Raw genomic sequence first — 23786 nt, 5'->3', positions numbered from 1 at the left:
ATTTACTTGTGTAAGCCTTTTGTTAATTTCCGTAACCCGGATTTTGTGGCAATCCAACAGGATCGATATTTCTTTCGCTTTGCGGAATCGGGTATAAATTATTTTTTTCTGAAACCGAGTTTTTAGCTGTTACTTTTTTTACTTCGGTAACCAAAGTTCCCCAGCGAACTAAATCAAACCATCTTTGTCCTTCCTGAACAAATTCTTTTTTGCGTTCTTCCTGAATTGCCGCTCTAAAAGTATCCTGGGTCAAGCCCGATAAATCAACTGTTGGGTCTGGCGTAGTAATTGGTTTTCCAAAAGCTCGTCTTCTCACCTGATTGATTAATTCGTAAGCTTCCGGTGTTGGTGCTCCTTGCTCGTTTATGGCTTCTGCCAAAGACAAAAGGATATCTGCATAACGAATTACAGGAAAATTAATAGCCACATTTCCCGGAGTTGCCAAATTGCTTAAATCCAGATATTTTTTAAAGAGTGGTTTAGGAAAAGTGTACAATGTTTCTGTAGTTGGGTTTAGCAATTGTTTTGCATAACTTACATCTCTTCTTTTATCGCCTGCCGCATAAATATCATAAAACAAAGCAACATCAGAGATAATATCTGCCGGTTCTGTTGCTGTAAATCCTGTAAAAGAAGTTCCTTGAAAAGTACTTCCGCTAGATCCGTTTCCTGCCTGATTTGGTTCAAACTGAACAGAAAAAATATGTTCTTTTCCGTTCTTTTTTGTTTTGGTAAAAATGTCCTGAAAATCTTCAAAAAGCGCATATCCGTATCCGCCATTAATTACTTCATTGGCTTTTGCAATTGCGTTTGGCCAATCTTTTCTGGTAAGATATACTTTTGTCAAAATAGCTTTTGCAGCTCCCGATGTGGCACGTCCGGCATCTGCAGCGGTATATGTTGCAGGCAGGCTTTCAGCATCTTTTAAATCTAAAATAATCTGATTGTACACTTCATCAACCGTCGCTCTTCTTGATTTTAAACTTTCTAACTGAATAGAAGTTGGCTCGTGCAAAACAATTGGAACACCACCCCAAAGACGAACTGCCTGAAAGTATAATAAACCTCTGATGAACTTCGCTTCATTGATTAATCTCGTTTTTACAACCTCAGAACCAGAAACTTTCGGAATATTATCAATAGCAACATTGGCTCTGTTGATTCCGGCATAAATTTGTCTCCACGCCACCTGAACACGGTCTGAAGTGGCATCATGCGTTAAACTGCTCAATGCTCTTACCTGCGGGTTTGTAGCAGAAACCCCTGCCGATGCATAATCTGTTGCCATATCGGTAAGGAAGTAAAGATTTCTTCCAAATAAACTCTGTTCTCCCGGATCAAGACTTAAAGAGGCATATACGGCTGTTACACTTGCCACAGCATCATCTTGTGTTTTAAAGTAATTGTCTTCGGTTACAAAAGAGGTTGGAGTTACCTCCAGATCTGCGCACGATACAAGCAGCGTGACGCTTAATATTGTTGTTATAAATATATTTTTCATCGTTTATATTTTTTGCTTAAAAAGTTACGTTCAGTCCTGAAATGAAGGTTCTTGAATTTGGATAAGATCCAAAATCGATTCCCGGATATAAATTATTTTGTTCGTATGAACTTACTTCAGGATCATAGCCAGTGTATTTTGTCCACGTAATCAGGTTTTCTGCAGATACATAAAACTTGACACTTTTTGCCCCTAATTTTGAAGAAACGCTTTTAGGTAAAGTATATCCTAAAGTGATTAGTTTCAATCTCAAAAAGGAAGCATCTTCTACATAACGCTCAGAAACAATTCCAACCGGAGAACTTGATGCTCTCGGAATTTCATTACTCGGGTTTGTTGGTGTCCATCTGTCTTCAAGAGTTGCTGCAGCATTAGTTCCCAGAGTCGAAATCTCTAATTGCTGGTTTAATGCATTAAATATTTTAGCACCATAAGATCCCTGGAAAGAGAAATTCAAATCAAAATCATTATATGAAATAGTGTTGCTGAAACTTCCAACAAATTTTGGCTGTGAACTGCCAAGATTTCCTTTGTCAAGTGCCGTAATTACACCATCACCGTTAGTATCAACATATTTTCGGTCTCCCACTCTTGTATTCGCAAGACTGTTTATTTTAGGCTGCGTATTTACTTCTTCCTGAGTCTGGAAAATCCCGTTTGTTCTGTATCCCCAGAAAGTTCCTAACGGTAAACCAACTTTTACGGTTACAGGCTGTTGCTGCAATAAAGATCCGTTTGGTACTACCGGAAAAAACTGATCAACACCGTTTCCTATAGAAACTACTTTGTTTTTGTTTGCAGAAAAAACAAGGTTTGAATTCCAGGAGAAGTTTTTTGTTCTCACGTTTTCTGTTGTCAAACCAATTTCGATCCCTTTGTTTTCAACTCCGCCAATATTTTGAAGAACAGTCGCGTATCCTGAAGTCAACGGAACCGGAACATTGATAAGCAAATCGTTTGTTTTTTTGTAATACACATCAAAAACAAAATTTACTTTTCTGTCTAATAATGATAAGTCTAAACCAACATTATATTGATTGGTTTTTTCCCATTTCAAATCAGGATTTGCCAATCGTGTAGGAGCCAATCCGGTATATAATGTGCCTCCAAAAGAGTAATTAACAGAACCCATTTGTGCTAAAGAAAGGTAATTTCCAATTTCCTGATTTCCTGTTGTTCCCGCTGTAATTCTAAGTTTGGCTTCGGTTACGCCTTTAATATTATTAGCAAATTCTTCATCTGTAATATTCCATGAAAATCCTGCAGAGGGAAAATACCCCCAAAGTGATTCTGCACCAAATCTCGAAGACCCATCCGCACGCGCAGATAATGTGAAGTTGTATTTTCCTTTATATGAATAATTTACTCTCGTTAACCATGATTTTAATACACTTTCGAATGCATCACTATAAGGTTTTACAGGAACACCATCCTGCAAAGAATTATAAGTATTTGCATCATTTACAAAAGTATTTGCTCCCGCTGTAACTGTTTCTCCTTGCGTATATTGCAATGTATAACCACCCAAAGCCGAGAATTTATGGTTTTCACCAAAAGTAGTATTGTAGTTTAGGGTGTTTTCATTCAAAACAGAACTTACTAATCTGTCTCCAACAGAAGCAAGTCCTTTAGTTCCGGCACCGTTTGTGGTATTTGCAGGAGCATAATAGTTTTGTTTAGTGTTGATAACGTCGCCACTTACTGCAACTTTAGCCGTTAGTTTTTTTGTTATTTTATATTCACCAAATAAGCTGGTCAAAATTCTGTTGATTTTAGTTTCATTGATAGTATTTTCCAAATCATTAATAGGGTTTGGGACATATCCATTTACAGAAGTTGCGTAAGGATTATTGGTAACATTATAGCTTCCATCTTCATTTTTAATGGGTACAACCGGAGCCGTAAGTGCAACACTTACTAATGGGTTTGGATTTCTTCCGCCAGCACTATTTGTCCCTACACCATTTGAAACTGAATTACTGTAATTGGCGTTTACACCAAATTTAAAATTTTGGGAATAGTTTTTTTCATAGTTAATTCTAAGCGAAATTCTTTTAAAATCAGAACCAATTACTGTTCCTTCCTGATCAAAATATCCTGCAGAAACTGCATATCTTGATCTTTCATCTCCGCCCGAAAATGATAATTGGTGATTTTGAACCGGTGCTGCTCTTACAAAAGCTGCAGATTGCCAGTCGGATCCGCCAGAAGTTTTAAAAGCCTCAATTTGCGCGGCAGAAAAAGAAGGTGTCTGACCAATACTTGCCTGAACATCATTACGCAAGCTCGCCCATTGTGAAGCATTCATTAAGTCCAGCTTTTTTGAAACCGACTGAACTCCAAAATAACCCTGATACGAAATATTATCCTGACCTTTTGTTCCTTTTTTGGTCGTGATAATTACAACTCCATTTGCGCCACGAGATCCGTAAATGGCTGTTGCCGATGCATCTTTTAATACTTCAATAGATTCAATATCAGCAGGGTTAATAGTTGATAAAACATTGACTGAAGCTCCCGCAAACGAAACTCCTGCCGAACTATTATTGTTATCATTATAAATCAGGATTCCATCTACCACATAAAGCGGTTCGTTACCGGCTGTAATCGAGTTTCCTCCACGAATACGTACACTTGACGAAGCTCCGGGACGACCTGAACTTTGTGTAACTACAACTCCTGAAATAGCGCCTCGCAATAAATTATCTGCCGATGAAGTGACTTGGGATAAATTTGCTTTTGGCACCGAAGCTACAGAACCTGTAATATCTTTTCTTTTTTGAGAACCGTAACCTACAACAACCAATTCATCAAGTTCTTGGCGCTCTTCTTTTAAATTAATAGTAATTGGATTTTTTTCTACAATTATTTCGGCTTTTTTATATCCTATGTAGCTTACAATTAAGGTATATGGAAATTTCTGACCTGTTTGAAAATAAAATTTTCCTTCTGCATCTGTCTGTACTCCGTGAGTAGTACCTTTAATAACTACAGACGCTCCAATAATAGGCTGATTTGTAACATCATCGACAACTGTTCCGTCGAGTTTTGATTGTATAAGCGGGGTTGTATTTTGGGCGTTTATTCCTGCCGAAAGCAACAGGAGAAATAGTAATGAGTATATGTTTAAATATTTTTTCATTTCTTTGTATTGGTTTTTAGTAATTAACAAGGAGCCTTGAAAGTTGATTTTTCAACTCTCTACGGTTCTTTTTATTTAGCGATAAATTTTCTTTAAGCCTCGCCATTTCTGTTGCCGCAGAAATGGCTTTTTTTATTTATTTACAGCAGTTGTGCATTGTTTTCATTGTTAGTTTATTTAGTTATTAATTATTTTTTTTTGGATTTTACAGATATAGTTTCAAGAATCATATTGACACAAATAAATGTATCAAATAGATTTTTGGAAAAATTTAAAGCTATGCTTTGGTGAATTTTTAAAAGGTTCGTTTCTATATTTGATTTAAAGGAAATCAAGATAAACGATTTAAGGTCGAGAGATTAACAACAACAGAAACACATATAACAGAAATTGTTATTTGTGTGGTTTTTAGGAAAGATGTAATACGATATGCTTTCTGTTGTTTTCAAAATTTAGTTCTTTATGGTTTGAAATATTATTTTAAACTCTACTAATCCTATAGACAAAGTTAATTTTAATATAATAAAAACCAAAAAAAAATATGTTTTTTTTAAACGCAATGATTTATAATTAGGAATATAGACTTATTTTGAAGAATTAAATATTTGATTATCAGTTAATTAATATGTATTTTTTAAATTTATTAAAATGTTAAAAAATATTTTTGCATCGTCAAAATGTAGTATTTTATACTTAATTTATTCATTCTTAATTACTTCCAATATTCTGTAAACTGTCCAAAATCTTCTTTTAAAATTCAGTTTTGCCAAAAAGTCAATATTTTTTGAGTTTAAATACCAAATAATATTATACTAAACATTCTCAAAAGAAATTGAAGTTTTAGAGATTACAATAAAATGTAATTACTAGTATATGAGAAGTTTAAGTTTTTTTAAAATCAAAATTAAATTATTTTAGATAGAATTTTATTACTAAATTTATATAAAAATACAAGCACTTCTTATTTTTATTTACTACACCGGATTTATCTGCCTAATACACATTAAGTGTTTTTCCTCAATACTGACTATTAAAATCAAGCCAACAAACGGGCAAGATTTCACTATATGACAAATGTCATTTTGTGTCAGAATTTATTTATTCAATTTTGTGTTTCAATATTAGAAAAAAACATTTTTCTTAAAAACCGATTTGTTTTTAAATATATATTATAAATAGTCTTTTTATGAGTAATCTATCTCAATCTCACAAAATTTTGTTTCTAAACACACTCGCTTTTACAATATGTTTTGCATGTTGGACACTAAATGGCGTTTTGGTTACTTATCTTGTAGACAAAGGAATATTCAACTGGACAGTGGTAGAAACAGGCTGGCTGTTAGGAATTCCGATTTTATCAGGTTCAATATTCCGACTCCCTATTGGTATTTTGACAGATAAATATGGCGGTAAAATTGTGTTTTCGATTTTATTACTACTTTGTTCCGTTCCGCTATTTCTGCTTCCCTTTGCCGGATCATTCTGGAGTTTTGCTGTATTAAGTTTTTTCTTCGGATTAGTGGGAACAAGTTTTGCTGTGGGAATTGGTTATACCTCAATTTGGTACCCAAAAGAATGGCAGGGAAGAGCCTTGGGTATTTTCGGGATGGGAAATGCCGGTGCTGCCATTACTACTTTTATTGCTCCCACCTTATTAAATCATTTATCAGAAAAAGATCCCGTTAACGGATGGAAAATGTTACCTGTTATTTATGCAGTAACATTGGTTATTATAGGAATATTGTTTGTTGTTTTTGCCAAAAATAAAACCAATCAGGGTGTTTCAAAAACAATGAATGAGTTGATGTCTCCTCTTAAAAATATTCGGGTTTGGCGTTTTGGAGCTTATTATTTTTTAGTCTTTGGATTTTTTGTGGCGTATTCGCAATGGCTGCTTCCTAATTTTATGAATGTGTACCATACAACATTGGTAATGGGCGGAATGTTTGCTACAATGTTTAGTTTGCCTTCCGGAATTATAAGAGCATTTGGCGGCTATTTATCAGACAAATTTGGTGCCCGAAAAGTAATGTACTGGGTTTTAGGTTCATCAATAGTAATTAGTTTTTTATTAATGTTTCCAAAAATGGAAATTTTCACAGCAGGTCCCGGAGTTTTGTCTTCTGCAAATGGTGTTGTCACAGCCATTTCGGCCAATGAAATTACCGTAAACGGGAAAACACATAAAATTAATGAAAAGCAAATTTCAAATAATGATGACGCTGCAATTTTTCCTGTAAAAAATTCATGGCAGGAAATTGTTGTACAACAAAATCAGGAAGTTAAAAAGAAAGAATTATTAGCTCAGGGTGTTACACAAATTAAGTTTAGCGCCAATCTTTGGGTTTATTTGGTTTTGGTCATTCTTATAGGGATTTCGTGGGGAATAGGAAAAGCCGCCGTTTACAAACACATTCCCGAATATTTTCCTAACGAAGTTGGTGTAGTAGGCGGAATGGTAGGATTAATAGGCGGTCTGGGTGGTTTTGTTGGGCCAATTATTTTTGGTTATCTCCTAAATTATACCGGACTCTGGACGAGTTCCTGGATTTTTATTTTCGTCGTATCCGTTCTCTGTTTGCTTTGGATGCACCGAACAATTATAAACGGAATGAGAAAAAAATCACCTGATTTTACTAGAGATATAGAACACAATCACTAAAAATTAAATAAGAATAAATATGAAAACTTGGTTAGACAAATGGGAACCTGAAGATGATACGTTTTGGAACTCTAACGGAAGCAAAATTGCCTGGAGAACTTTGATAATAACAACACTTACCCTTATATTATCATTTGCCTCCTGGTTTATGATGAGCGTTATTGCCGTTAAATTGCCGGGATTAGGGTTTCGTTTCACAAAAGATCAGCTTTTTTGGTTAACAGCAATTCCTGGTTTGGCTGCAGGTTTTTTAAGAATCATTCACACTTTTATTTTACCAATATTCGGAACACGGCATGTGGTTTCTTTTGCAACTGCCATTAAATTAATTCCCGTAATCGGAATTGGTTTTGCAGTAATGGATGTAAACACGCCTTTCTGGGTTTTTGCACTTTTAGCATTTACTACAGGTTTTGGAGGAGGCGATTTTTCTTCCTATATGCCAAGTACAAGTTTGTTTTTTCCTAAAAGGCTAAAAGGAACAGCCCTTGGAATACAAGCCGGGATAGGAAATTTTGGAGTATCAGTAGCACAATTTGTTACTCCCCTTATAATAAGTGTCAGTATTTTTGGTGCCGCATCACAATTTACAAGCATTGATCATAAAGAAGCAATAGTTGTTTTTCAAAATGCCAGTACTCAAAAACAACATGAGGTTTTTGCAGCCCTGGATCCAGATGTACAGGCGAGAATATTGACAAACGTAAAGAAAACAATTATTGACTCTGTAAGTACAGCTATCAAATCAGAGGATAAAGTGGATCTTTTTACTTCATTGCCTTTAAAAGCAAAAGCAAAAGCGATAGCCAATGCAAACCCAAAGATGGCTGAAAAAATATTAAATGATATCAGCCCAAATAATACTGCGGTTAATAACAAAGAAATCTATCTGCAATCGGCAGCCTTTTGGTACATTCCATTTTTAATAATACTATCAATTGTAAGTTGGTTTTATCTTAGAAGTATTCCGATGAAAGCATCTGTAAAGGAACAGATGGATATTTTCTCTAATAAACATACATGGTATTGTACTATAACATATGTTATGACTTTTGGAACATTTGCAGGTTTATCGGCAGCTTTTCCTTTAATGATTAAATTTTTATATGGAGATTTTCCAAATGCTCCGGATCCTTTAGTTTATGCTTTTTACGGACCACTTATTGGTTCAGCAAGCAGAATTGCATTTGGTTTTGTAGCCGATAAAGTAGGAGGCGCGATATTAACAACAATTACTGGTTTGGGAATTTTAGCCGGATCAATTATTCTGGTTACCGAAGGATTAGTAGCACCAACTAGCATGGAACAATTTCCTCTTTTTGTTGCCGTAATTTTAGGAATGTTCTTCTTTACAGGAATTGGAAACGCGGGAACATTTAGACAATACCCAATTATTTTTGCAGAAAACCAACGTCAGGCAGCTGGAGTTATTGGCTGGACTGCAGCTATCGCAGCATTTGGGCCATTTATCTTTTCTAAATTAATAGGTAATAATCTTTCAGCAAATGGAACTGTAAATCAATTTTTTATAGGAGTTGCTGTTTTTACTGTCTTAGCTACAGGAATCAATTGGTGGTTTTACAATCGTAAAAATTGCGAGAAACCAAGTTAAATAAGTAATCATTAAATTGAATTAAGGATGAAAAATAAAACATTTAATACCAAAGCTTTACTTATAGCAACTCTGGTTTCTGTATTGACTATTGTATTAGTTTTTTACGGATCCAGAGAATTACAAAATTTTGACGCTGCATTAATTACGTATTTATTCGGAACAGTATTCGCTTTCTTCGGAATCGTATATCGTTATACAGTATGGCTGCAGCGTCCACCAACATGGATGTATTTTAAACGAAGTTTCCAGTTTTTATTTACTGGAAAAGTCTTTGAACATGTATGGTTTTTAGGAAAAGAATCTGTTGAGAACATTGTAGTTCAAAAATTTATTTATCCAAGAAGTAAGTACAGATGGTTTGCCCATTTTTGTATCGCTTTGGGCTGTATGTCGGCTTTTGCAATTACGATACCGCTAACATTTGGATGGATTCATTTTACATTGGCGCCTAATTCTATTTCTATTTACGAAGCCCATTTTTTTGGTTTCAAAATAATGGATTTTACAATAGGCTCTTTTCTCGCATTTCTAATTTTTCACGCTCTTAACTGGTCTTCCTGGCTGGTTATAATTGGATCTGTGTATTACTTAAGAAGACGATTGACAAATCTCGGATTAATTGCAACCCAATCTTTTGAAGGCGATTTATTACCGTTGATTTTATTAATAGCGATTTCTGTAACCGGATTATGCCTTACTTATTCGTATCAGTTCATGAAAGGATTTGCATATGATTTTCTGGCCGTAATTCATGCTGTAACAGTAATCATGTTTTTGATATGGATACCGTTTGGAAAATTCTTTCACATCATTCAGCGTCCGGGACAAATTGGGGCGCATATTTATAAAAAAGAAGGAATAAAAAAAGGAATGGCAGTTTGTCCCCATACCGGAGAAGAATTTGCAACACAACTTCATATTGACGATTTAAAAATTGTAACCAAAGAATTAGGTTTTGATTTTACTCACGAAGACGGAACATCGCATCTCGATTTAAGTCCCGAAGGAAAAAGATCAAGATTAGCGCAAGCACACTTAAAAGCAAGATTAGAAAGCGGCGGAAGCTTATTTGGATAAAATAAAAAGTTTCAGGTTTCTTTTTGTTTCAAGTTTCAGGTTCACACATTGTGTAAACTTTAGTTTATAGACAAACTAATCAACTTGAAACTTGAAACAAAAAAAACTTGAAACAAAACAAAGTAAAAAGACATGGCAAAATTACCTGTATCAACTGAAAAGATTATTGAAGATTTTGGTCCGCATTTAAATTATGCACCAAAAGATGGTTACGAAGGTAGGGATGAACCAGATAAATTGGTAAAAACACATTGTTGCTTTTGCGGAATGCAATGTGGTATTCAACTATCAGTAAAAGATAATAAAGTAGTAGGTTTTGAACCCTGGATGGAGTTTCCTTTTAACGAAGGTCGTTTATGTCCAAAAGGAGTTCAGCGCTATTTGCAAAATAATCATCCTGACCGCCTTTTACATCCAATAAAAAGAGTAGAAGGAAAAGGTTTCGAGAAAACAACCTGGGATGAAGCGATGGACAAAACCGTCTCTGAAATAAAAAGAATTCAGGAGAAATACGGTAAACATGCTTTTTCGATGTTATCCGGCGTATCGCTAACCAATGAAAAAAGTTATTTGGTTGGAAAATTTGCCCGGGTAGCCTTAAAAACCAGAAATCTGGATTATAACGGAAGACTTTGCATGGTAAGTGCCGGAGCAGGAAATAAAAAAGCTTTTGGACTTGATCGTGTCTCAAACAACTATTCTGATTTAGAATATGCAGAAGTAATTATTGTTGCAGGCGCCAATATCAGCGAGACTTTTCCAACGTTAACCCATTGGATCTGGAAAGCCAGAGATCGGGGGGCAAAATTGATTGTTATAGATCCAAGAATGATTCCGTTAGCCAGAACTGCCGATGTTCATCTGGATGTAAAACCCGGAACAGATTCTGCTTTGTACGGTGCGATGTTAAAATATCTGGTAGATCACGATATGCTTGATCATGATTTTATTGATAATTATACATCAGGTTTTCAGGAAACAATTGATGCTGTAAAAGACTATACCTTAGAATGGGCAGAAGAAATTACTGGAATCGATAAATATAAAATACAAGAAGCCGCAGAATTATGGGGCAAAGCCAAAACCAGTTTTTTACTGCATGCACGAGGAATTGAACATCATTCTAAAGGAGTTGATAATGTTTTGGGATGTATCAATCTGGTTCTTGCCACTGGAAGAATTGGCAGGCCTTATTGTGGCTACGGAACCATAACAGGACAAGGAAACGGACAAGGAGGAAGAGAACACGGACATAAATGTGATCAACTACCGGGAAATCGTGATATCGAAAATCCGGAACACAGAAAATATATCTCTGAGGTTTGGGGAATTGATGAAAAAGATATGCCCGGCAAAGGCCTGACCGCTTATGAAATTATAGAAGCCATTCACAGAGATGAAATCAAAGGATTAATATCGATTTGTTTTAATCCATTGGTGTCTTTACCAAATAACAATTATGTAAGATCCGCTCTCGAAAAACTGGAGTTTTATGTTTGTATTGATTTCTTCTTAAACGAAACCGCCCGCCATGCTGATATTGTTTTAGCAGGATCTTTACAGGAAGAAGAAGAAGGAACAACAACATCTGCAGAAGGTCGGGTAATTAGAATTCGTCAGGCTGTTACACCTCCCGGAGAAGCCAGAACAGATACTTCGATATTATTAGAAATAGCCAAACGACTTGGCGAAGAAGATAAATTTACATACAATGATAGCGAGGCAATATTTAATGAATTGCGTGTTGCTTCAAAAGGCGGAACAGCAGATTATTTTGGAATATCCTATAAAAAAGTAGAAGACAATATGGGCGTTTTTTGGCCTTGTCCTACAGATGATCATCCGGGAACTCCAAGATTATGGGAAGATAAAAAGTTTAAAACTCCAGATGGGAAAGCACATTTTAATCCTGCGCCATACAAGCTTCCTGGTGAAGTTACAGATGAAGAATATCCTATAACCTTGACAACAGGTCGTGTGGTTTCGCAATATTTAAGCGGAACACAAACCCGTAGAATAGGAAAATTAGTAGATCAGTTTCCGGAACCAATGCTTGAAATCCATCCAGAATTGGCAGCAAAATATGGCATAAAACAAAGAGAATTAGTGCGAGTTGCAACAAGAAGAGGAGAAGGAATTTTTCCCGCCAATATCGTAGAAACAATTCGAAAAGATACTGTTTTTATACCGTATCACTGGCCGGGTGCGAAATCAGCCAATCAGTTAACGCCAGGAACATTAGATCCAATTTCTAAAATACCTGAGTTTAAAGTTTGTGCCTGTTTGTTAGATCCGTTAAAGGAAATAGCACCACCATCCAAAGACTCAGAAGCTTATGCAAGTGTTTAATCTATAAAAATGATAATATGAACTTGACTAATTTTAATCAAAATGAAGAGTTTTTTGTAGATCTGCAGCGCTGCATAGGATGTAAAGCCTGTGAAATGGCTTGTGCAGAATGTGAGACAAACGGGCAGGAATCGTTGATAAGCGTTAATTATGTCGAACGTTCCTCAACAATTCAAACAACAGTGCAGGTTTGTATGCATTGTGAAGATCCTGTTTGCGCCAATGTTTGTCCTGCCGATGCTATTTCGCAAGATGAATTTGGTGTTGTTCACACAGCAAATACCGAAAGATGTATTGGCTGTTCGAATTGTGTTATGGCATGTCCGTTTGGTGTTCCTAAAAAAATGGAAGAGTACGATTTAATGATGAAATGCACCATGTGTTACGACAGAACAAGCGTTGGTAAAAAACCAATGTGCGCCACAGTTTGTCCTAGTGGAGCATTATTTTATGGTACAAGAGAACAAATTGAAGAAATGAGACCTAATAGTACGCCAATTAATACGTTCATTTTTGGACAGGAAACCGTAAAAACCAAAGTAAATATTATGATGCCAAAAGGCAGTAATGAATTAAGAATATATTAAAATCTAAATCCATGTCAAAAGAAGATAATTTAAATCAAAACTGGAAAAAAGATTTCCCAATAAAAAAGCAGGAATCAACACAAGTAAGCCGACGAGATTTTGCTAAATACCTCACTTTTGTTTCGGGTGGATTAATGATCGGAAGCGGATTTGTAGCAGCCAAAGCTTATTTATTGCCAAAAGAAAGCGTGCAGGGCGAACATTTTATTTGTGATAAAAACGAAATTCCGGTAGGAGGAACAAGAGGTTTTGTAATCGAAGGAAGCACAATTCCGTATATTTTGATACATCTCGAAAGTGGCGATTTTAGAGCTTACGAACAAAAATGCACACACTTATCCTGTTCCGTTTTTTATAAACCCGGAACCGGAATTATACATTGTCCGTGCCACGAAGGATCATTTGATGCCATGACCGGCGATGTAATTGCAGGGCCACCGCCAAGAGCTTTGCCACAACTAGAAGTGTTTTTTAAAGAAAATGCCGTTTATGTAAAAGCAATGATTCAGGAAAAAGAAAGTTAATGTCAACTAAAAACAAATTATCATGAGTACTTTTAGAAGAAGTCAGAATCGTGTAAATCCCAATAAGCTGAATAACATACTTTCGACACTTATTTTTATTTTAATTTTAAATGTCAGCATTCAGATTTGGTTGTTATATGCATCTTTAAACAACGCATTAGAAAATAATAAAGAGATCCTGTTACCAGCTTTTATAGCATCTGCGATTTTATTTTTTATTGGATTTTCCTGGTTGTATTATCTGCCAACAGGAAATTTCCAAAAGAAGTAATTTGGGGTTTCATTATTTAAATAAACAGGTGAAAGCTATTTGATTGGTTTTTCTAAAAGAATTAGAAGAATTAAGCTTAAATTTATAATCTTTTTAAATTTTAGATTATTAATTAATAAAACTAAGTAAAAATACTTATATTTGTAATAAGTATTTTTGCTTGTCTATAAAATAGCAGCCATGATTCAAGTCGAACAAGCCTTATCAATTATTGCAGAGAACAGCAGTACAATGCCAGTTCAAAAAATTTCAGTGCAAAAGGCATTAGGATATATTTTGGCCGAAACGATTTATTCGCCAATCAATATGCCGCCTTTTCGACAATCTGCAATGGATGGTTACGCTTTTATTCACAGCGAAAAACATCAATATGATGTAATTGGTATTTCGCAGGCAGGAGATCATGCTGATATAAAATTAAAAGAAAATGAAGCCGTACGTATTTTTACCGGAGCTTTTGTTCCTAAAGATGCTGACACCGTTGTAATGCAGGAACATGTTCTGGCAAACGAAAACTCAATTTTGATCACCAATATGCCCAAACAATTTACAAATGTTAGAGCAAAAGGAGAACAAATAGTAAAAGAAGATATTGTTTTTGAAGCCAATACTTTGATTACGCCAGCTGCAATTGGCTTTTTAGCCTGTTTAGGAATTACAGAAGTTGAAGTTTACAAAAAACCTAAAGTTGCTATTTTAGTAACAGGTAATGAATTGGTAAAAGCAGGTAAGGAATTGCCAAAAGGAAAAATTTACGAAAGTAATTCGATAATGCTGCAGGCAGCTCTTCAGACTATCGGAATTAAAAAAGTAAAAAGTTTTAAAGTAAAAGATAATCTTAAAGCAACGAAAAAAGCCTTAAAAAATATTCTTCCAAAATTTGATATTGTTTTAATTTCCGGTGGAATTTCTGTTGGAGATTATGATTTTGTAAAAGAAGCATTATTAGAGAATGGAGTACAAGAGCTATTTTATAAAATTAATCAAAAACCCGGAAAGCCAATGTTTTTTGGTTCAAAAAATGAAACATTAGTATTTGCTTTGCCAGGGAATCCCGCTTCATCTCTAACCAATTTTTATATTTATGTATATCCGGCAATTAAAAACAGAATGGGATTTTCGGAAATTCATTTACCAAAACTGGTTCGAAAATTGAATACAGATTTTATAAATACAACCGGAAAAACATTATTTCTAAAAGCGCTTTATGATGAAACCAATGTAACAATTTTGGAAGGACAAAGTTCAGCAATGTTAAATACCTTTGCTATAGCTAATAGTTTATTGATTGTGCCGCATGACAAAGAATCGCTAAAAAAAGGAGAACAGGTGACTTTGCTGCCAATAAATTAGAATTAGATAATTGAGATAATTTGAAAATAAGATAATTGAATATGAATTGTAAAATGCGGTATGTAAAATAAAACATATCAAGATATGAAATAAAACGATTAAACAGTTAACCAAATAAACGATTAAACAATAAAAAATGAATCTCCTTAGTTCCGAAAATATTCTTCTGTTCAGCTTCGCTTTAATCGTGATTGCCTTTTTATACTCTAGTGTTGGGCATGGCGGTGCATCAGGATATTTAGCTTTGATGACGATTTTTGCTTTTCCGGTGGCAATTATGAAACCTTCGGCATTGCTTTTAAACTTGTTTGTTTCGAGTATTTCATTTTTCTTTTATTACAGAATGAATTATTTCAAACCAAAACTTTTTTATCCTTTTGCAATAGCGTCAGTTCCGGCAGCATTTATTGGTGGTTTTGTAACTTTAGATAATACAATTTATAAGATCATTTTAGGAATTGTATTAGTTTTTGCAGCACTTAGATTGTTTGGTATTTTTAATTTTAAAGAAAAAGAAGCAGTAGAAATAAAATTACCTTTTGCACTAGCGATTGGTTTTGCAATTGGTTTATTGTCCGGAATGTTAGGAATTGGCGGAGGAATTATCCTGAGTCCGATTTTATTATTTTTAGGATGGGCTTCGGTAAAAGAATCGGCGGCTATTTCGAGTTTGTTCATTTTTGTGAATTCATTTGCAGGAATGCTGGGGTTCTTTTTAGGAGGAAAAACAGTTCCGATGGAGAGTTTTTATTTAGTTCCGATTGCAGTTGTAGGAGGAGTTTTGGGCGGATTTTACGGAAGTGGTAAATTTTCAAACAAAACATTAAAAATGGTTTTGGGAGCAGTAATTTTAATGGCAAGCATAAAATTGATTTTTCCGTAAAATTGAAAATTGAATGTAAATATACATAACCCCACGGTTGAAACCGCGGGCTATGTCTGAAAAACGATTAAAAGAAATGCCAGGAACATAGCCAACGGTTTCAACCGTTGGGGATAAATGAACAACGATATGTTTCCCGAGGTTGAAACCTCGGGCAATGTTTAAAAGCAGATAAAAAAATGCTATATAAACATAGCCGCCGGTTTCAACCGTCGGGACAAAGATTGGCAAAACCTGAAACCTGAAACAAAAATAACCTGAAACAAAAAAAGCCATGGAAACATTAAAAGTTTTTATTCTTTGCGGAGGAAAAAGTTCTCGAATGCAGTCAGAGAAAGGATTGGTTTTGTTTCAGAATAAACCGTTTATAGAACATATAATTCAGGCAATTTTGCCTATTACAGATAATATTACATTAATTACTAATACAAAAGAATACGATTATTTACCATATACAAAAATACCGGACATTGTTACAGACAAAGGTCCGTTGGGAGGAATTTACACAGCATTATCGAATTCTGAATCTGAATTTAATTTGATTTTAAGTTGTGATATTCCATTAATTTCAACCGAATTATTGTCGGAATTAATTTCAAAACAAAATGAGGAAGCTGAAATTTCGGTTTTTGCCTCAGAGAGCAGAATGCATCCGTTAATCGGAATTTATTCAAAGAAAGTATTGCCTGTTATCAAAAGCGCAATTGATAACGACGATTTAAAAATGATGAATCTAATAGCGAATGTTCCGCATCAGATTATCAAAATTGACGAAAGTGAAAACTTTCATTTAACTAATATTAATTCGGCAGACGAATTAAACGATCTGAATATCAATTTAAGTTAAAAGTTATGCGAAATTCAAAAACACCAAAATTAACGATTGTAGGCGCAGGTCCCGGTGACGCTGAATTGATTACTTTAAAAGCAATTAAAGCCTTAGAAAATGCCGATGTGGTTTTGTACGACGCACTGGTAAACGAAGAATTATTGCAATATGCGACAAAAGCAGAAATTGTTTTTGTAGGCAAACGTTTGGGTTGTCATGCTTACACGCAGGACCAGATTAACGAATTGATTGTGTCAATGGCCAATCGTTATGGCCATGTCGTTCGCTTAAAAGGCGGCGATCCTTTTATTTTTGGAAGAGGAAGTGAAGAAATTGAATATGTAGAAAAATTTGGTCTGGAAACAGCCATTGTTCCCGGAATTTCATCTGCTTTGGGCGTTCCGGCTTCGGTTGGAATTAGTTTAACGCAACGCCAGATTGCGGAAAGTTTTTGGGTAATTACCGGAACAACTTCAAATCATAAATTGTCTAAAGACATTCATTTGGCTTCAAAATCGGCTGCTACCGTAGTTATTTTGATGGGAATGCATAAATTAGAAGAAATTATTTCTATTTATAAAGAAAACAGAACGGATGATTTGCCAATTGCCATTATCCAAAACGGAACAAAAAATACTGAACAAAAAGTAGTTGGAACTATTAGTTCAATTGCTAAATTGGTATCAGAAAATAAAATTTCTTCGCCGGCAATTATTGTCATTGGCGAAGTAGTGAAAAATACATCAAAATTAACTTCTTATTTTCAGGAGCATTTTGATGACGAATTTATTTTTCAGAATTTAAATTTATAAAAATGATTGAGATTAAATATTTTGGAGCTGTCGCTGAAAAAACCAAATGCGAGTTTGAAAAGATAGTTTCTTCTGAAATTTCATTGCAGGAATTATTGCAGGATTTAGAAGAAAAATATCAATTTAACTCACTGTCATTTAGTGTAGCAGTAAACCAGAAAATAGTACCAAAAGCAACAGATTTTACTTTGAAAACAAGTGATGTAGTAGCTTTATTACCTCCGTTTGCAGGAGGGTAAAACAAAATTTATGAATACATCTGAACGCTATAACAGACAAATTATTCTTCCGGAAATTGGAGAAGTTGGGCAGCAGAAATTATTAAAATCTAAAGTTTTAGTAATTGGTGCGGGTGGCTTAGGTGCTGCAGTATTGCCTTATTTGGCGGCGGCAGGCGTTGGCGAAATTGGAATTGTAGATGATGATGTTATCGAAATTTCGAATTTGCATCGTCAGGTAATTTACAAAAGTTCGGCTGTTGGAAAATACAAAGTCGATGAATCTAAATTGATGATTTCTGAATTGAATCCATTAATAAAAGTAAATGCGATTCCCGAGAAATTGTCTGGCAAAAACGCGATTTCGTTATTTGAAAAATATGATATTATTGTTGATGCGACTGATAATATATTTATAAAATATTTAATAAATGATGCCTGTTTACTTACAGATAAACCAATGGTTTATGGCTCTATTTTCAGATTTCAGGGACAGGTTTCAGTATTTAATTATCAAAACGGACCAACTTACAGATGTTTGTTTCCGGATGAAAACACTCAATCGTTAAATTGTGAAGATGCCGGAGTTATCGGGATTTCGGTTGGAATTATTGGAATGCTTCAAGCGAATGAAGTGATCAAAATGATTCTGGGAATTGGAGAAGTAATGAACGGTAAGATATTGGTCTATAATATTTTAAATAACGAACAGCAAAAGTATGACTTTGAAAAGAGTACAAATTTTGTAATGGATAAAGAAGTTTTTGAAGAAAAGTATAAAGAAGTAGAAAATCAGGTTGAAGAAATTTTTGCGTCAGCAATTTTAAATAAAATTGATAATCACGAAGTTCTTTTTCTGGATGTTAGAAATGACGATGAGGTTCCGAAAATGAATTTCAAAAATGGTATTCAGATTCCGTTAATGAATTTAGAAAACGAATTTAAAAAACTGGATAAAAATCAAACGATTTATGTTTATTGCCAATCCGGAATCAGAAGTAAAATAGCAGTTGAATTGCTTCAGAAAAAAGAATTCAAAAATGTAAAAAGTATTGCCGGAGGCGCTTTGGCAATGAAACTATTATTGAAAGAAAAAGTTTCAAATTAGGAAAATTTTTTCGCCACGAATTCACGAATGATACTTTTTTTAATTCGTGAATTCGTGGCGAAAAAAACTTCAAAAAAAGATAAAAACAAATGAGTAAAAATGTATTTGTAGAAGGACCAATTGCTCCTGAATTTATAGCAGAATCTATCGCAAAACATCAATCGAAACATACCATTGGTGCGCACAATATTTTTCTGGGTCAGGTTCGAGCCGATGTGATTCACGACAATACCGTTGTAGCGATCGATTATTCGGCTTATACCGATATGGCTAATGAAGCTTTACACGCGATTCGAGAAAAGGCATTTGCGAAATTCGATTTGACCTGTATGCATATTTATCACAGTTTAGGTGTGGTAAAAGCGGGCGAAATTTGTTTATTCGTTTTTGTTTCGGCAACGCGACGCAAACAGGTTTATGAAGCGACGGAAGCTATTGTAAACTGGATAAAAACCGATGTGCCTATTTTTGGTAAAGAAATGTTTGAAAACGATACATTCACCTGGAAACAAAATACCTAACTAAATATAATGGTAGATATTACGCATAAAATAAGCACGTTAAGAGCTGCAACAGCCATAGCAATTGTAAAAGTTAGTAAACAGGAAACAATTGATGCTGTGGTGAATAATTTGGTTCCGAAAGGAAATGTGCTGGAAATGGCAAAAACAGCAGGATTATTTGCTGTAAAAAACACGCATTTGTCGATTCCGGATTGTCATCCGATTCCAATCGAATTTACTTCGGTAGCATATAAAATTGAAGGTTTAACAATTCAGATTATCTTCAATGTAAAAACTGTTTACAAAACCGGAGTTGAGGTCGAGGCGATGCACGGCGCGTCTATCGTGGCGCTGACGATGTACGATATGTTGAAACCAATTGATAAAGAGATTGAAATTTCGACTATTAAATTAGTGAATAAAGAAGGCGGAAAATCTTCTTTTAAAAATAAATTTCCAAACGCAATAAAAGCAGCAGTTTTTGTTTGTTCCGATTCTATTTTTGCAGGCGAAAAAGAAGATCGTTCCGGAAAAATTATTGTTGAAAAATTAACTTCTTACGGAGTTGAAACAACACATTATGAAATTATTCCTGATGAAATTGATATTATTCAGGAAAGAACAAAGGCTTTTGCTGAAGAAAATCAGTTGGTGATTTTTACCGGAGGAACCGGATTATCACCACGAGATGTAACTCCCGAAGCATTGTCGCCATTACTGGAAAGCAGAATTCCAGGAATTGAAGAAGCAATTCGCGATTACGGACAACAAAGAATGCCATACGCAATGTTATCAAGAACAGTTGCAGGAACATTAGGAAAAAGTTTGGTTTTGGCTTTGCCGGGATCAACAAACGGAGCCAGAGAATCAATGGACGCTGTTTTTCCGCATGTAATGCACGTTTTTCATATTTTAAAAGGAAAAAATCATGACACCCTCTAAAGCCATTTTAACGGATGATTTTGGGCGAAAACACAATTATTTGCGTATTTCGTTGCTGGAGAAATGCAATTTGCGTTGTACGTATTGCATGCCTGCTGACGGAATCGCATTGTCTCCAAAAGCCAGTTTAATGACTGCCGATGAGATTTTTGCCTTAGCCCAGACTTTCGTAGAAAATGGTGTTGATAAAATCAGATTAACAGGCGGTGAGCCTTTATTAAGAAAAGATTTTCCGGAGATTATTTCGAAATTATCAACTTTAAAAACGTCGCTTTCGATTACCACAAACGGAATCTTAATTGATCGTCATATTGATGCTTTAAAGCAGGCTAAAATCAAAAAGATCAATTTGAGTTTAGATACTTTGGTTGCATCAAAATTTCATTCCGTAACACTTAGAGATCAGTTTGAAAAAGTAATTAGTAATTTGCATTTGCTTTTAAATCATGATTTTACGGTAAAAGTTAATGTAGTTTTGATGAAAGGTTTTAATGATAATGAAATTATAGATTTTATTAAATTAACCCAGTTTTTGCCAATATCAGTTCGGTTCATTGAGTTTATGCCTTTTGCCGGAAACGAGTGGGACAGAAGTAAAATGGTTTCTCAAAACGAGATTTTATCTCAGGTAGAAAGTGTTTTTTTATCTGAAGAAATTCAGAAATTAGAAGACGAAAAAAACTTTACGGCGAGAACATACAGAATAAAAGGTTTTCTGGGCGATTTCGGAATTATAAGTTCTATTACAAATCCGTTTTGTGATGGCTGCAACAGAATTCGTCTGACGGCAAACGGAAAAATAAAGAATTGTCTTTTTTCTAATTCTGAAACTGATTTGCTGACACCTTTTAGAAATGGTGAATCTATCGAAAACTTAATTTCCGTATCGATTAAAAATAAAAAGAAAGTCAGAGCCGGGATGGTTACGATTGAAGAAATGGATGATCCTTCTTTGCATTTTGATAATCGCAGTATGATTGCAATTGGGGGGTAATTCCTTCGACTTCGCGAGTGCATTGTCATTTCGAGGAACGAGAAATCACACTCGTAACTCTACAAAGATTGGCGATTTTGATTGCGGAGCTTCTTGTGTGATTTCTCGTTCCTCGAAATGACAAATCAGATGCTTAAAACAAAAAAGGCTCAACTCCATTAAAGTCAAACCTTTCTATTTTTATTTTTTCTTCTTCGATTTCGCTTTGCTATCTTTCTTTTTTGCAAGCTTTTTTAGTTTCGCCTTAGCTTTTTCTTTCTCTTTTTTTGCTTTTTCTTTCTTTTTAGTTTCAGCTTTTAGTTTTGATTTCTTTTCTTTTTCCAGTTTTTTTATAACGGCTTTAATCTCTTTTTCTCTTCTTTTAGCTTTTTCTTTTTTCTCTTTTTGCTTGTTTTTAGCATCTTTCAACTTATCTTTTATGCTCTTTAAAACAGTTACTTCTTGATTTTCAATTGGCTGCTGTTCGTCAGCTTTTTTATCAATCGTAGAGATTTCTATAATTTCAGGAGTTATTGTTCCTGTCTTTGCAGTTGATCCTGTCGTTCTTTTTATAATTGCTTTTGGAGTATTTGCTGAAGCTGGCTTTACAGGTGTTTTTGCTGTTGCCGTAGGTGTTTTTGTTGTGGTTCTCGGTGCTCTCTTAACGGGTGTTTTTACAAGAGGTTTATCCGTTTCCGGAGTACTTTCTGTAATTGGCGCTACAGGTTCTTCTGCAGGAATATCTGTGTTTTTTGCGGCTGATGTTCTTGGTGTTCTTTTTATCATAATGGTATTTTTAGTTGAGTAAATTGATTTCACTAAGAGAAAATAAGTTGTTATTTCATCAAAAGATAAATTCTTAGCTAGTTAAATTTAAGCAATAATTAAATACAAGAATGTTAAGATTTTTATAAGTCGTTTATTATAATTATTTCATTTAAAAATAGTTCCTTTAATTTTCTACAATTTCTAAAATTCTGAAGTTACTCTTTGGGGCTTCACAAAGTGAGCAGCAATAGTTTTCGGGTAAATCAGTAAACAAAATGCCTTTTGGAATATTTTGACTTTCGTCTCCGTATTCTGATTTATAAAGTGTTAGGCATTCCTGGCACTGATAGATATCCAATTGTGTTTTTTCTTTTTTCTGTGGGTTTTCGGCTATTTCAGAAGTAGAATTTCCGAGTTCATCGAAATATTTTCGGCTCAATTCAATCAAAATTGTGGGCAATTCAAGTTTGTCAATATCTTGTGAATGCACGATATATTCTCGGGTATTTGGATCAAAATTCTTTGCAAACAAAACATTATAAGTATCCCTGATTTTTATGGATTCCAGATCTTTTGGCAAGTCGTTTTTTTCGACCACAACCGAAGTAAAATAGTGGCCATCGCGATTGTATTCTGATATTCCAAACGTTAATCCATAAGTACTAATATCAAATTGATCTAACGTACGAACTAAAAATGTTTTTAGATTCAAAGCCCATTCCATGGCAACAGGCAAATGCCAGTTCAGTTCCAGTAAAGAATGGCGAACATTAATTCCCTTTTTACCCAGGAATTTTTCCCATTCTAGTTTTCGGTCTTTCGGAATTCCTTTTATAATAAATGATTTCCAGGGCGTGATGCAGATTTTTCCAATTTTGCAGTCAAAACACAAATCACACATTTCTTTCAGGAAATCCAGATCGTATAAATTATTTCTCCAATATAAACCCAGCCAATATTGATCAATTCCCATTCGGTTCATACCTTCATAATACGGAAAAGGATAAAATGGAACATTTAAAGGCTTGTCAATTGTTCTGTTGTTGGTGTCTAAAATTTCACTAACCAAACTAAAAATCATATCAATTCCGTATGATTCTTCGCTTACAATTTTCTCGATTTCATAATAGAATTTTGCAATATCCCAACTGTAAATCAATACAGGATAAACTTCCATGCGTTCCCATTTTGGCAAACGAATATATAAAAACCAATAATCTTCATGCTCTGAAGCAATGAAATTAAGATGACCGGTAAACAACGGAACGAGTTGTTGTTTAGGATCTGTGATATTTACTTTTAATTTAGGCTGTTCTTTAAATTGTTCTAAAATATATAAAAACATATTGCCGGTAAGCCAGTTTGTATTCCTGAAAATATCAGTAGAAACATACGAAGAAACAATATTGTTACCGCTTGTTTGATCGGGAAAAACAAAATGATGTTTACCCAATTTTTCTTTATCTGAAGATTTTAATCCTTTAGGGAAAATAATATCTTGTCTGGAACCGAAGGAAATCGAATCTAAACCCTGATCCATAGCAATATTTACCACTTCCCGCAATTCTCCCGGCGAAATAACGCCTCCTTTTACTATAAGTCTTGTTAGTTCCATTTTTTTAGTTTTTTTAGTTTCAGGTTTTCTTTTTTGTTTCAGGTTTCAGGTTTT

Annotated in this window: 21 protein-coding genes; 16 read left to right on the top strand and 5 right to left on the bottom strand. The window is 34.6% G+C overall.

Translation table 11 applies throughout. The annotated features are described in order from the left end of the window. Positions 1 to 22 precede the first annotated feature (22 nt). Positions 23 to 1501 (bottom strand): RagB/SusD family nutrient uptake outer membrane protein, encoded by a 1479-nt coding sequence (locus tag RT99_RS01820; protein ID WP_042563026.1) that lies wholly within the window; start codon positions 1499 to 1501, stop codon positions 23 to 25. A 16-nt stretch (positions 1502 to 1517) separates the two neighbouring features. Next, positions 1518 to 4643 (bottom strand): TonB-dependent receptor, encoded by a 3126-nt coding sequence (locus RT99_RS01815; RefSeq protein WP_042563157.1) that lies wholly within the window; start codon positions 4641 to 4643, stop codon positions 1518 to 1520. Positions 4644 to 5829: 1186 nt separating this feature from the next. Here RT99_RS01815 and RT99_RS01805 point away from each other — a divergent pair. The 9 genes from RT99_RS01805 to RT99_RS01765 all read left to right on the top strand — a co-directional run bounded on the left by RT99_RS01805 (position 5830) and on the right by RT99_RS01765 (position 15964). Continuing rightward, positions 5830 to 7305 (top strand): nitrate/nitrite transporter, encoded by a 1476-nt coding sequence (locus RT99_RS01805; protein ID WP_042563024.1) that lies wholly within the window; start codon positions 5830 to 5832, stop codon positions 7303 to 7305. 19 nt (positions 7306 to 7324) lie between these two features. Further along, a complete protein-coding gene (locus RT99_RS01800; protein WP_042563023.1) occupies positions 7325 to 8917 on the top strand; it encodes a magnesium transporter MgtE N-terminal domain-containing protein in 1593 nt (530 codons plus the stop codon). 27 nt (positions 8918 to 8944) lie between these two features. Next, entirely contained in the window at positions 8945 to 9997 is a 1053-nt protein-coding gene (locus RT99_RS01795) for a hypothetical protein (RefSeq protein ID WP_042563022.1), read from the top strand. A 132-nt stretch (positions 9998 to 10129) separates the two neighbouring features. Next, positions 10130 to 12346 carry a molybdopterin oxidoreductase family protein gene (locus tag RT99_RS01790; RefSeq protein ID WP_042563021.1) on the top strand — a complete coding sequence of 739 codons (2217 nt, stop codon included), beginning with the start codon at positions 10130 to 10132 and terminating at the stop codon, positions 12344 to 12346. Positions 12347 to 12363: 17 nt separating this feature from the next. Beyond that, a complete protein-coding gene (locus RT99_RS01785; protein WP_042563020.1) occupies positions 12364 to 12933 on the top strand; it encodes a 4Fe-4S dicluster domain-containing protein in 570 nt (189 codons plus the stop codon). 11 nt (positions 12934 to 12944) lie between these two features. Beyond that, positions 12945 to 13457 (top strand): ubiquinol-cytochrome c reductase iron-sulfur subunit, encoded by a 513-nt coding sequence (locus RT99_RS01780; RefSeq protein WP_042563019.1) that lies wholly within the window; start codon positions 12945 to 12947, stop codon positions 13455 to 13457. A gap of 22 nt (positions 13458 to 13479) precedes the next feature. After that, positions 13480 to 13728 carry a DUF6755 family protein gene (locus tag RT99_RS01775; RefSeq protein ID WP_042563018.1) on the top strand — a complete coding sequence of 83 codons (249 nt, stop codon included), beginning with the start codon at positions 13480 to 13482 and terminating at the stop codon, positions 13726 to 13728. A 180-nt stretch (positions 13729 to 13908) separates the two neighbouring features. Next, positions 13909 to 15081 (top strand): gephyrin-like molybdotransferase Glp, encoded by a 1173-nt coding sequence (gene glp, locus RT99_RS01770; RefSeq protein ID WP_042563017.1) that lies wholly within the window; start codon positions 13909 to 13911, stop codon positions 15079 to 15081. 136 nt (positions 15082 to 15217) lie between these two features. Further along, positions 15218 to 15964 carry a sulfite exporter TauE/SafE family protein gene (locus RT99_RS01765; protein WP_042563016.1) on the top strand — a complete coding sequence of 249 codons (747 nt, stop codon included), beginning with the start codon at positions 15218 to 15220 and terminating at the stop codon, positions 15962 to 15964. Here the strand turns inward: RT99_RS01765 and RT99_RS01760 are convergent. After that, positions 15932 to 16240 (bottom strand): hypothetical protein, encoded by a 309-nt coding sequence (locus tag RT99_RS01760; RefSeq protein ID WP_042563015.1) that lies wholly within the window; start codon positions 16238 to 16240, stop codon positions 15932 to 15934. The genes RT99_RS01765 and RT99_RS01760 overlap by 33 nt on opposite strands. Between RT99_RS01760 and RT99_RS01755 the strand changes: the two genes are divergently transcribed. From RT99_RS01755 to moaA, 7 genes are all read left to right on the top strand, one after another. Next, the gene (locus RT99_RS01755; protein WP_042563014.1) at positions 16239 to 16811 is read left to right on the top strand and encodes a molybdenum cofactor guanylyltransferase; all 573 of its coding nucleotides are present in this window, start codon (positions 16239 to 16241) and stop codon (positions 16809 to 16811) included. The two genes, RT99_RS01760 and RT99_RS01755, sit on opposite strands and share 2 nt — an antisense overlap. Positions 16812 to 16816: 5 nt before the next feature. Beyond that, positions 16817 to 17605, top strand: coding sequence for a uroporphyrinogen-III C-methyltransferase (gene cobA / locus RT99_RS01750; protein WP_042563013.1), 789 nt, complete (start codon positions 16817 to 16819; stop codon positions 17603 to 17605). A gap of 2 nt (positions 17606 to 17607) precedes the next feature. Beyond that, positions 17608 to 17844, top strand: a complete 237-nt coding sequence (locus tag RT99_RS01745) for a MoaD/ThiS family protein (RefSeq protein ID WP_042563012.1) — start codon at positions 17608 to 17610, stop codon at positions 17842 to 17844. A 10-nt stretch (positions 17845 to 17854) separates the two neighbouring features. Then, positions 17855 to 18931: a HesA/MoeB/ThiF family protein gene (gene moeB / locus RT99_RS01740; RefSeq protein ID WP_042563011.1), complete on the top strand. Its 1077-nt coding sequence runs from the start codon at positions 17855 to 17857 to the stop codon at positions 18929 to 18931. Between the two features lie 89 nt (positions 18932 to 19020). After that, positions 19021 to 19452 carry a molybdenum cofactor biosynthesis protein MoaE gene (locus tag RT99_RS01735; protein ID WP_042563010.1) on the top strand — a complete coding sequence of 144 codons (432 nt, stop codon included), beginning with the start codon at positions 19021 to 19023 and terminating at the stop codon, positions 19450 to 19452. 9 nt (positions 19453 to 19461) lie between these two features. Next, on the top strand, positions 19462 to 20376 hold the full coding sequence (moaCB, locus tag RT99_RS01730; RefSeq protein ID WP_042563009.1) for a bifunctional molybdenum cofactor biosynthesis protein MoaC/MoaB: 915 nt from the start codon (positions 19462 to 19464) through the stop codon (positions 20374 to 20376). Continuing rightward, positions 20363 to 21370, top strand: coding sequence for a GTP 3',8-cyclase MoaA (gene moaA, locus RT99_RS01725; protein WP_042563008.1), 1008 nt, complete (start codon positions 20363 to 20365; stop codon positions 21368 to 21370). The genes moaCB and moaA overlap by 14 nt, the downstream gene beginning before the upstream one ends. A 180-nt stretch (positions 21371 to 21550) precedes the next feature. On the opposite strand, the gene RT99_RS01720 is transcribed toward moaA, so the two are convergent. Both RT99_RS01720 and RT99_RS01715 read right to left on the bottom strand, forming a co-directional pair. After that, positions 21551 to 22135, bottom strand: coding sequence for a hypothetical protein (locus RT99_RS01720; protein ID WP_042563007.1), 585 nt, complete (start codon positions 22133 to 22135; stop codon positions 21551 to 21553). Between the two features lie 166 nt (positions 22136 to 22301). Continuing rightward, complete coding sequence (locus RT99_RS01715) at positions 22302 to 23732, bottom strand: rubredoxin (protein ID WP_042563006.1); 1431 nt, start codon at positions 23730 to 23732, stop codon at positions 22302 to 22304. Positions 23733 to 23786: the final 54 nt, after the last annotated feature.

Source organism: Flavobacterium sp. MEB061 (assembly GCF_000834715.1).
Lineage (GTDB): Bacteria > Bacteroidota > Bacteroidia > Flavobacteriales > Flavobacteriaceae > Flavobacterium > Flavobacterium pectinovorum.
The sequence above is the reverse complement of the archived record's forward strand: the minus strand, read 5'-3'. Positions and strand labels throughout refer to the sequence as shown.

Bases quoted from the DNA above. Each gene is read 5' to 3' on its own strand.
- RT99_RS01820 (WP_042563026.1), bottom strand. From the start codon at position 1,501: ATGAAAAATATATTTATAACAACAATATTAAGCGTCACGCTGCTTGTA.
- RT99_RS01815 (WP_042563157.1), bottom strand. From the start codon at position 4,643: ATGAAAAAATATTTAAACATATACTCATTACTATTTCTCCTGTTGCTT.
- RT99_RS01805 (WP_042563024.1), top strand. From the start codon at position 5,830: ATGAGTAATCTATCTCAATCTCACAAAATTTTGTTTCTAAACACACTC.
- RT99_RS01800 (WP_042563023.1), top strand. From the start codon at position 7,325: ATGAAAACTTGGTTAGACAAATGGGAACCTGAAGATGATACGTTTTGG.
- RT99_RS01795 (WP_042563022.1), top strand. From the start codon at position 8,945: ATGAAAAATAAAACATTTAATACCAAAGCTTTACTTATAGCAACTCTG.
- RT99_RS01790 (WP_042563021.1), top strand. From the start codon at position 10,130: ATGGCAAAATTACCTGTATCAACTGAAAAGATTATTGAAGATTTTGGT.
- RT99_RS01785 (WP_042563020.1), top strand. From the start codon at position 12,364: ATGAACTTGACTAATTTTAATCAAAATGAAGAGTTTTTTGTAGATCTG.
- RT99_RS01780 (WP_042563019.1), top strand. From the start codon at position 12,945: ATGTCAAAAGAAGATAATTTAAATCAAAACTGGAAAAAAGATTTCCCA.
- RT99_RS01775 (WP_042563018.1), top strand. From the start codon at position 13,480: ATGAGTACTTTTAGAAGAAGTCAGAATCGTGTAAATCCCAATAAGCTG.
- glp (WP_042563017.1), top strand. From the start codon at position 13,909: ATGATTCAAGTCGAACAAGCCTTATCAATTATTGCAGAGAACAGCAGT.
- RT99_RS01765 (WP_042563016.1), top strand. From the start codon at position 15,218: ATGAATCTCCTTAGTTCCGAAAATATTCTTCTGTTCAGCTTCGCTTTA.
- RT99_RS01755 (WP_042563014.1), top strand. From the start codon at position 16,239: ATGGAAACATTAAAAGTTTTTATTCTTTGCGGAGGAAAAAGTTCTCGA.
- RT99_RS01760 (WP_042563015.1), bottom strand. From the start codon at position 16,240: ATGGCTTTTTTTGTTTCAGGTTATTTTTGTTTCAGGTTTCAGGTTTTG.
- cobA (WP_042563013.1), top strand. From the start codon at position 16,817: ATGCGAAATTCAAAAACACCAAAATTAACGATTGTAGGCGCAGGTCCC.
- RT99_RS01745 (WP_042563012.1), top strand. From the start codon at position 17,608: ATGATTGAGATTAAATATTTTGGAGCTGTCGCTGAAAAAACCAAATGC.
- moeB (WP_042563011.1), top strand. From the start codon at position 17,855: ATGAATACATCTGAACGCTATAACAGACAAATTATTCTTCCGGAAATT.
- RT99_RS01735 (WP_042563010.1), top strand. From the start codon at position 19,021: ATGAGTAAAAATGTATTTGTAGAAGGACCAATTGCTCCTGAATTTATA.
- moaCB (WP_042563009.1), top strand. From the start codon at position 19,462: ATGGTAGATATTACGCATAAAATAAGCACGTTAAGAGCTGCAACAGCC.
- moaA (WP_042563008.1), top strand. From the start codon at position 20,363: ATGACACCCTCTAAAGCCATTTTAACGGATGATTTTGGGCGAAAACAC.
- RT99_RS01720 (WP_042563007.1), bottom strand. From the start codon at position 22,135: ATGATAAAAAGAACACCAAGAACATCAGCCGCAAAAAACACAGATATT.
- RT99_RS01715 (WP_042563006.1), bottom strand. From the start codon at position 23,732: ATGGAACTAACAAGACTTATAGTAAAAGGAGGCGTTATTTCGCCGGGA.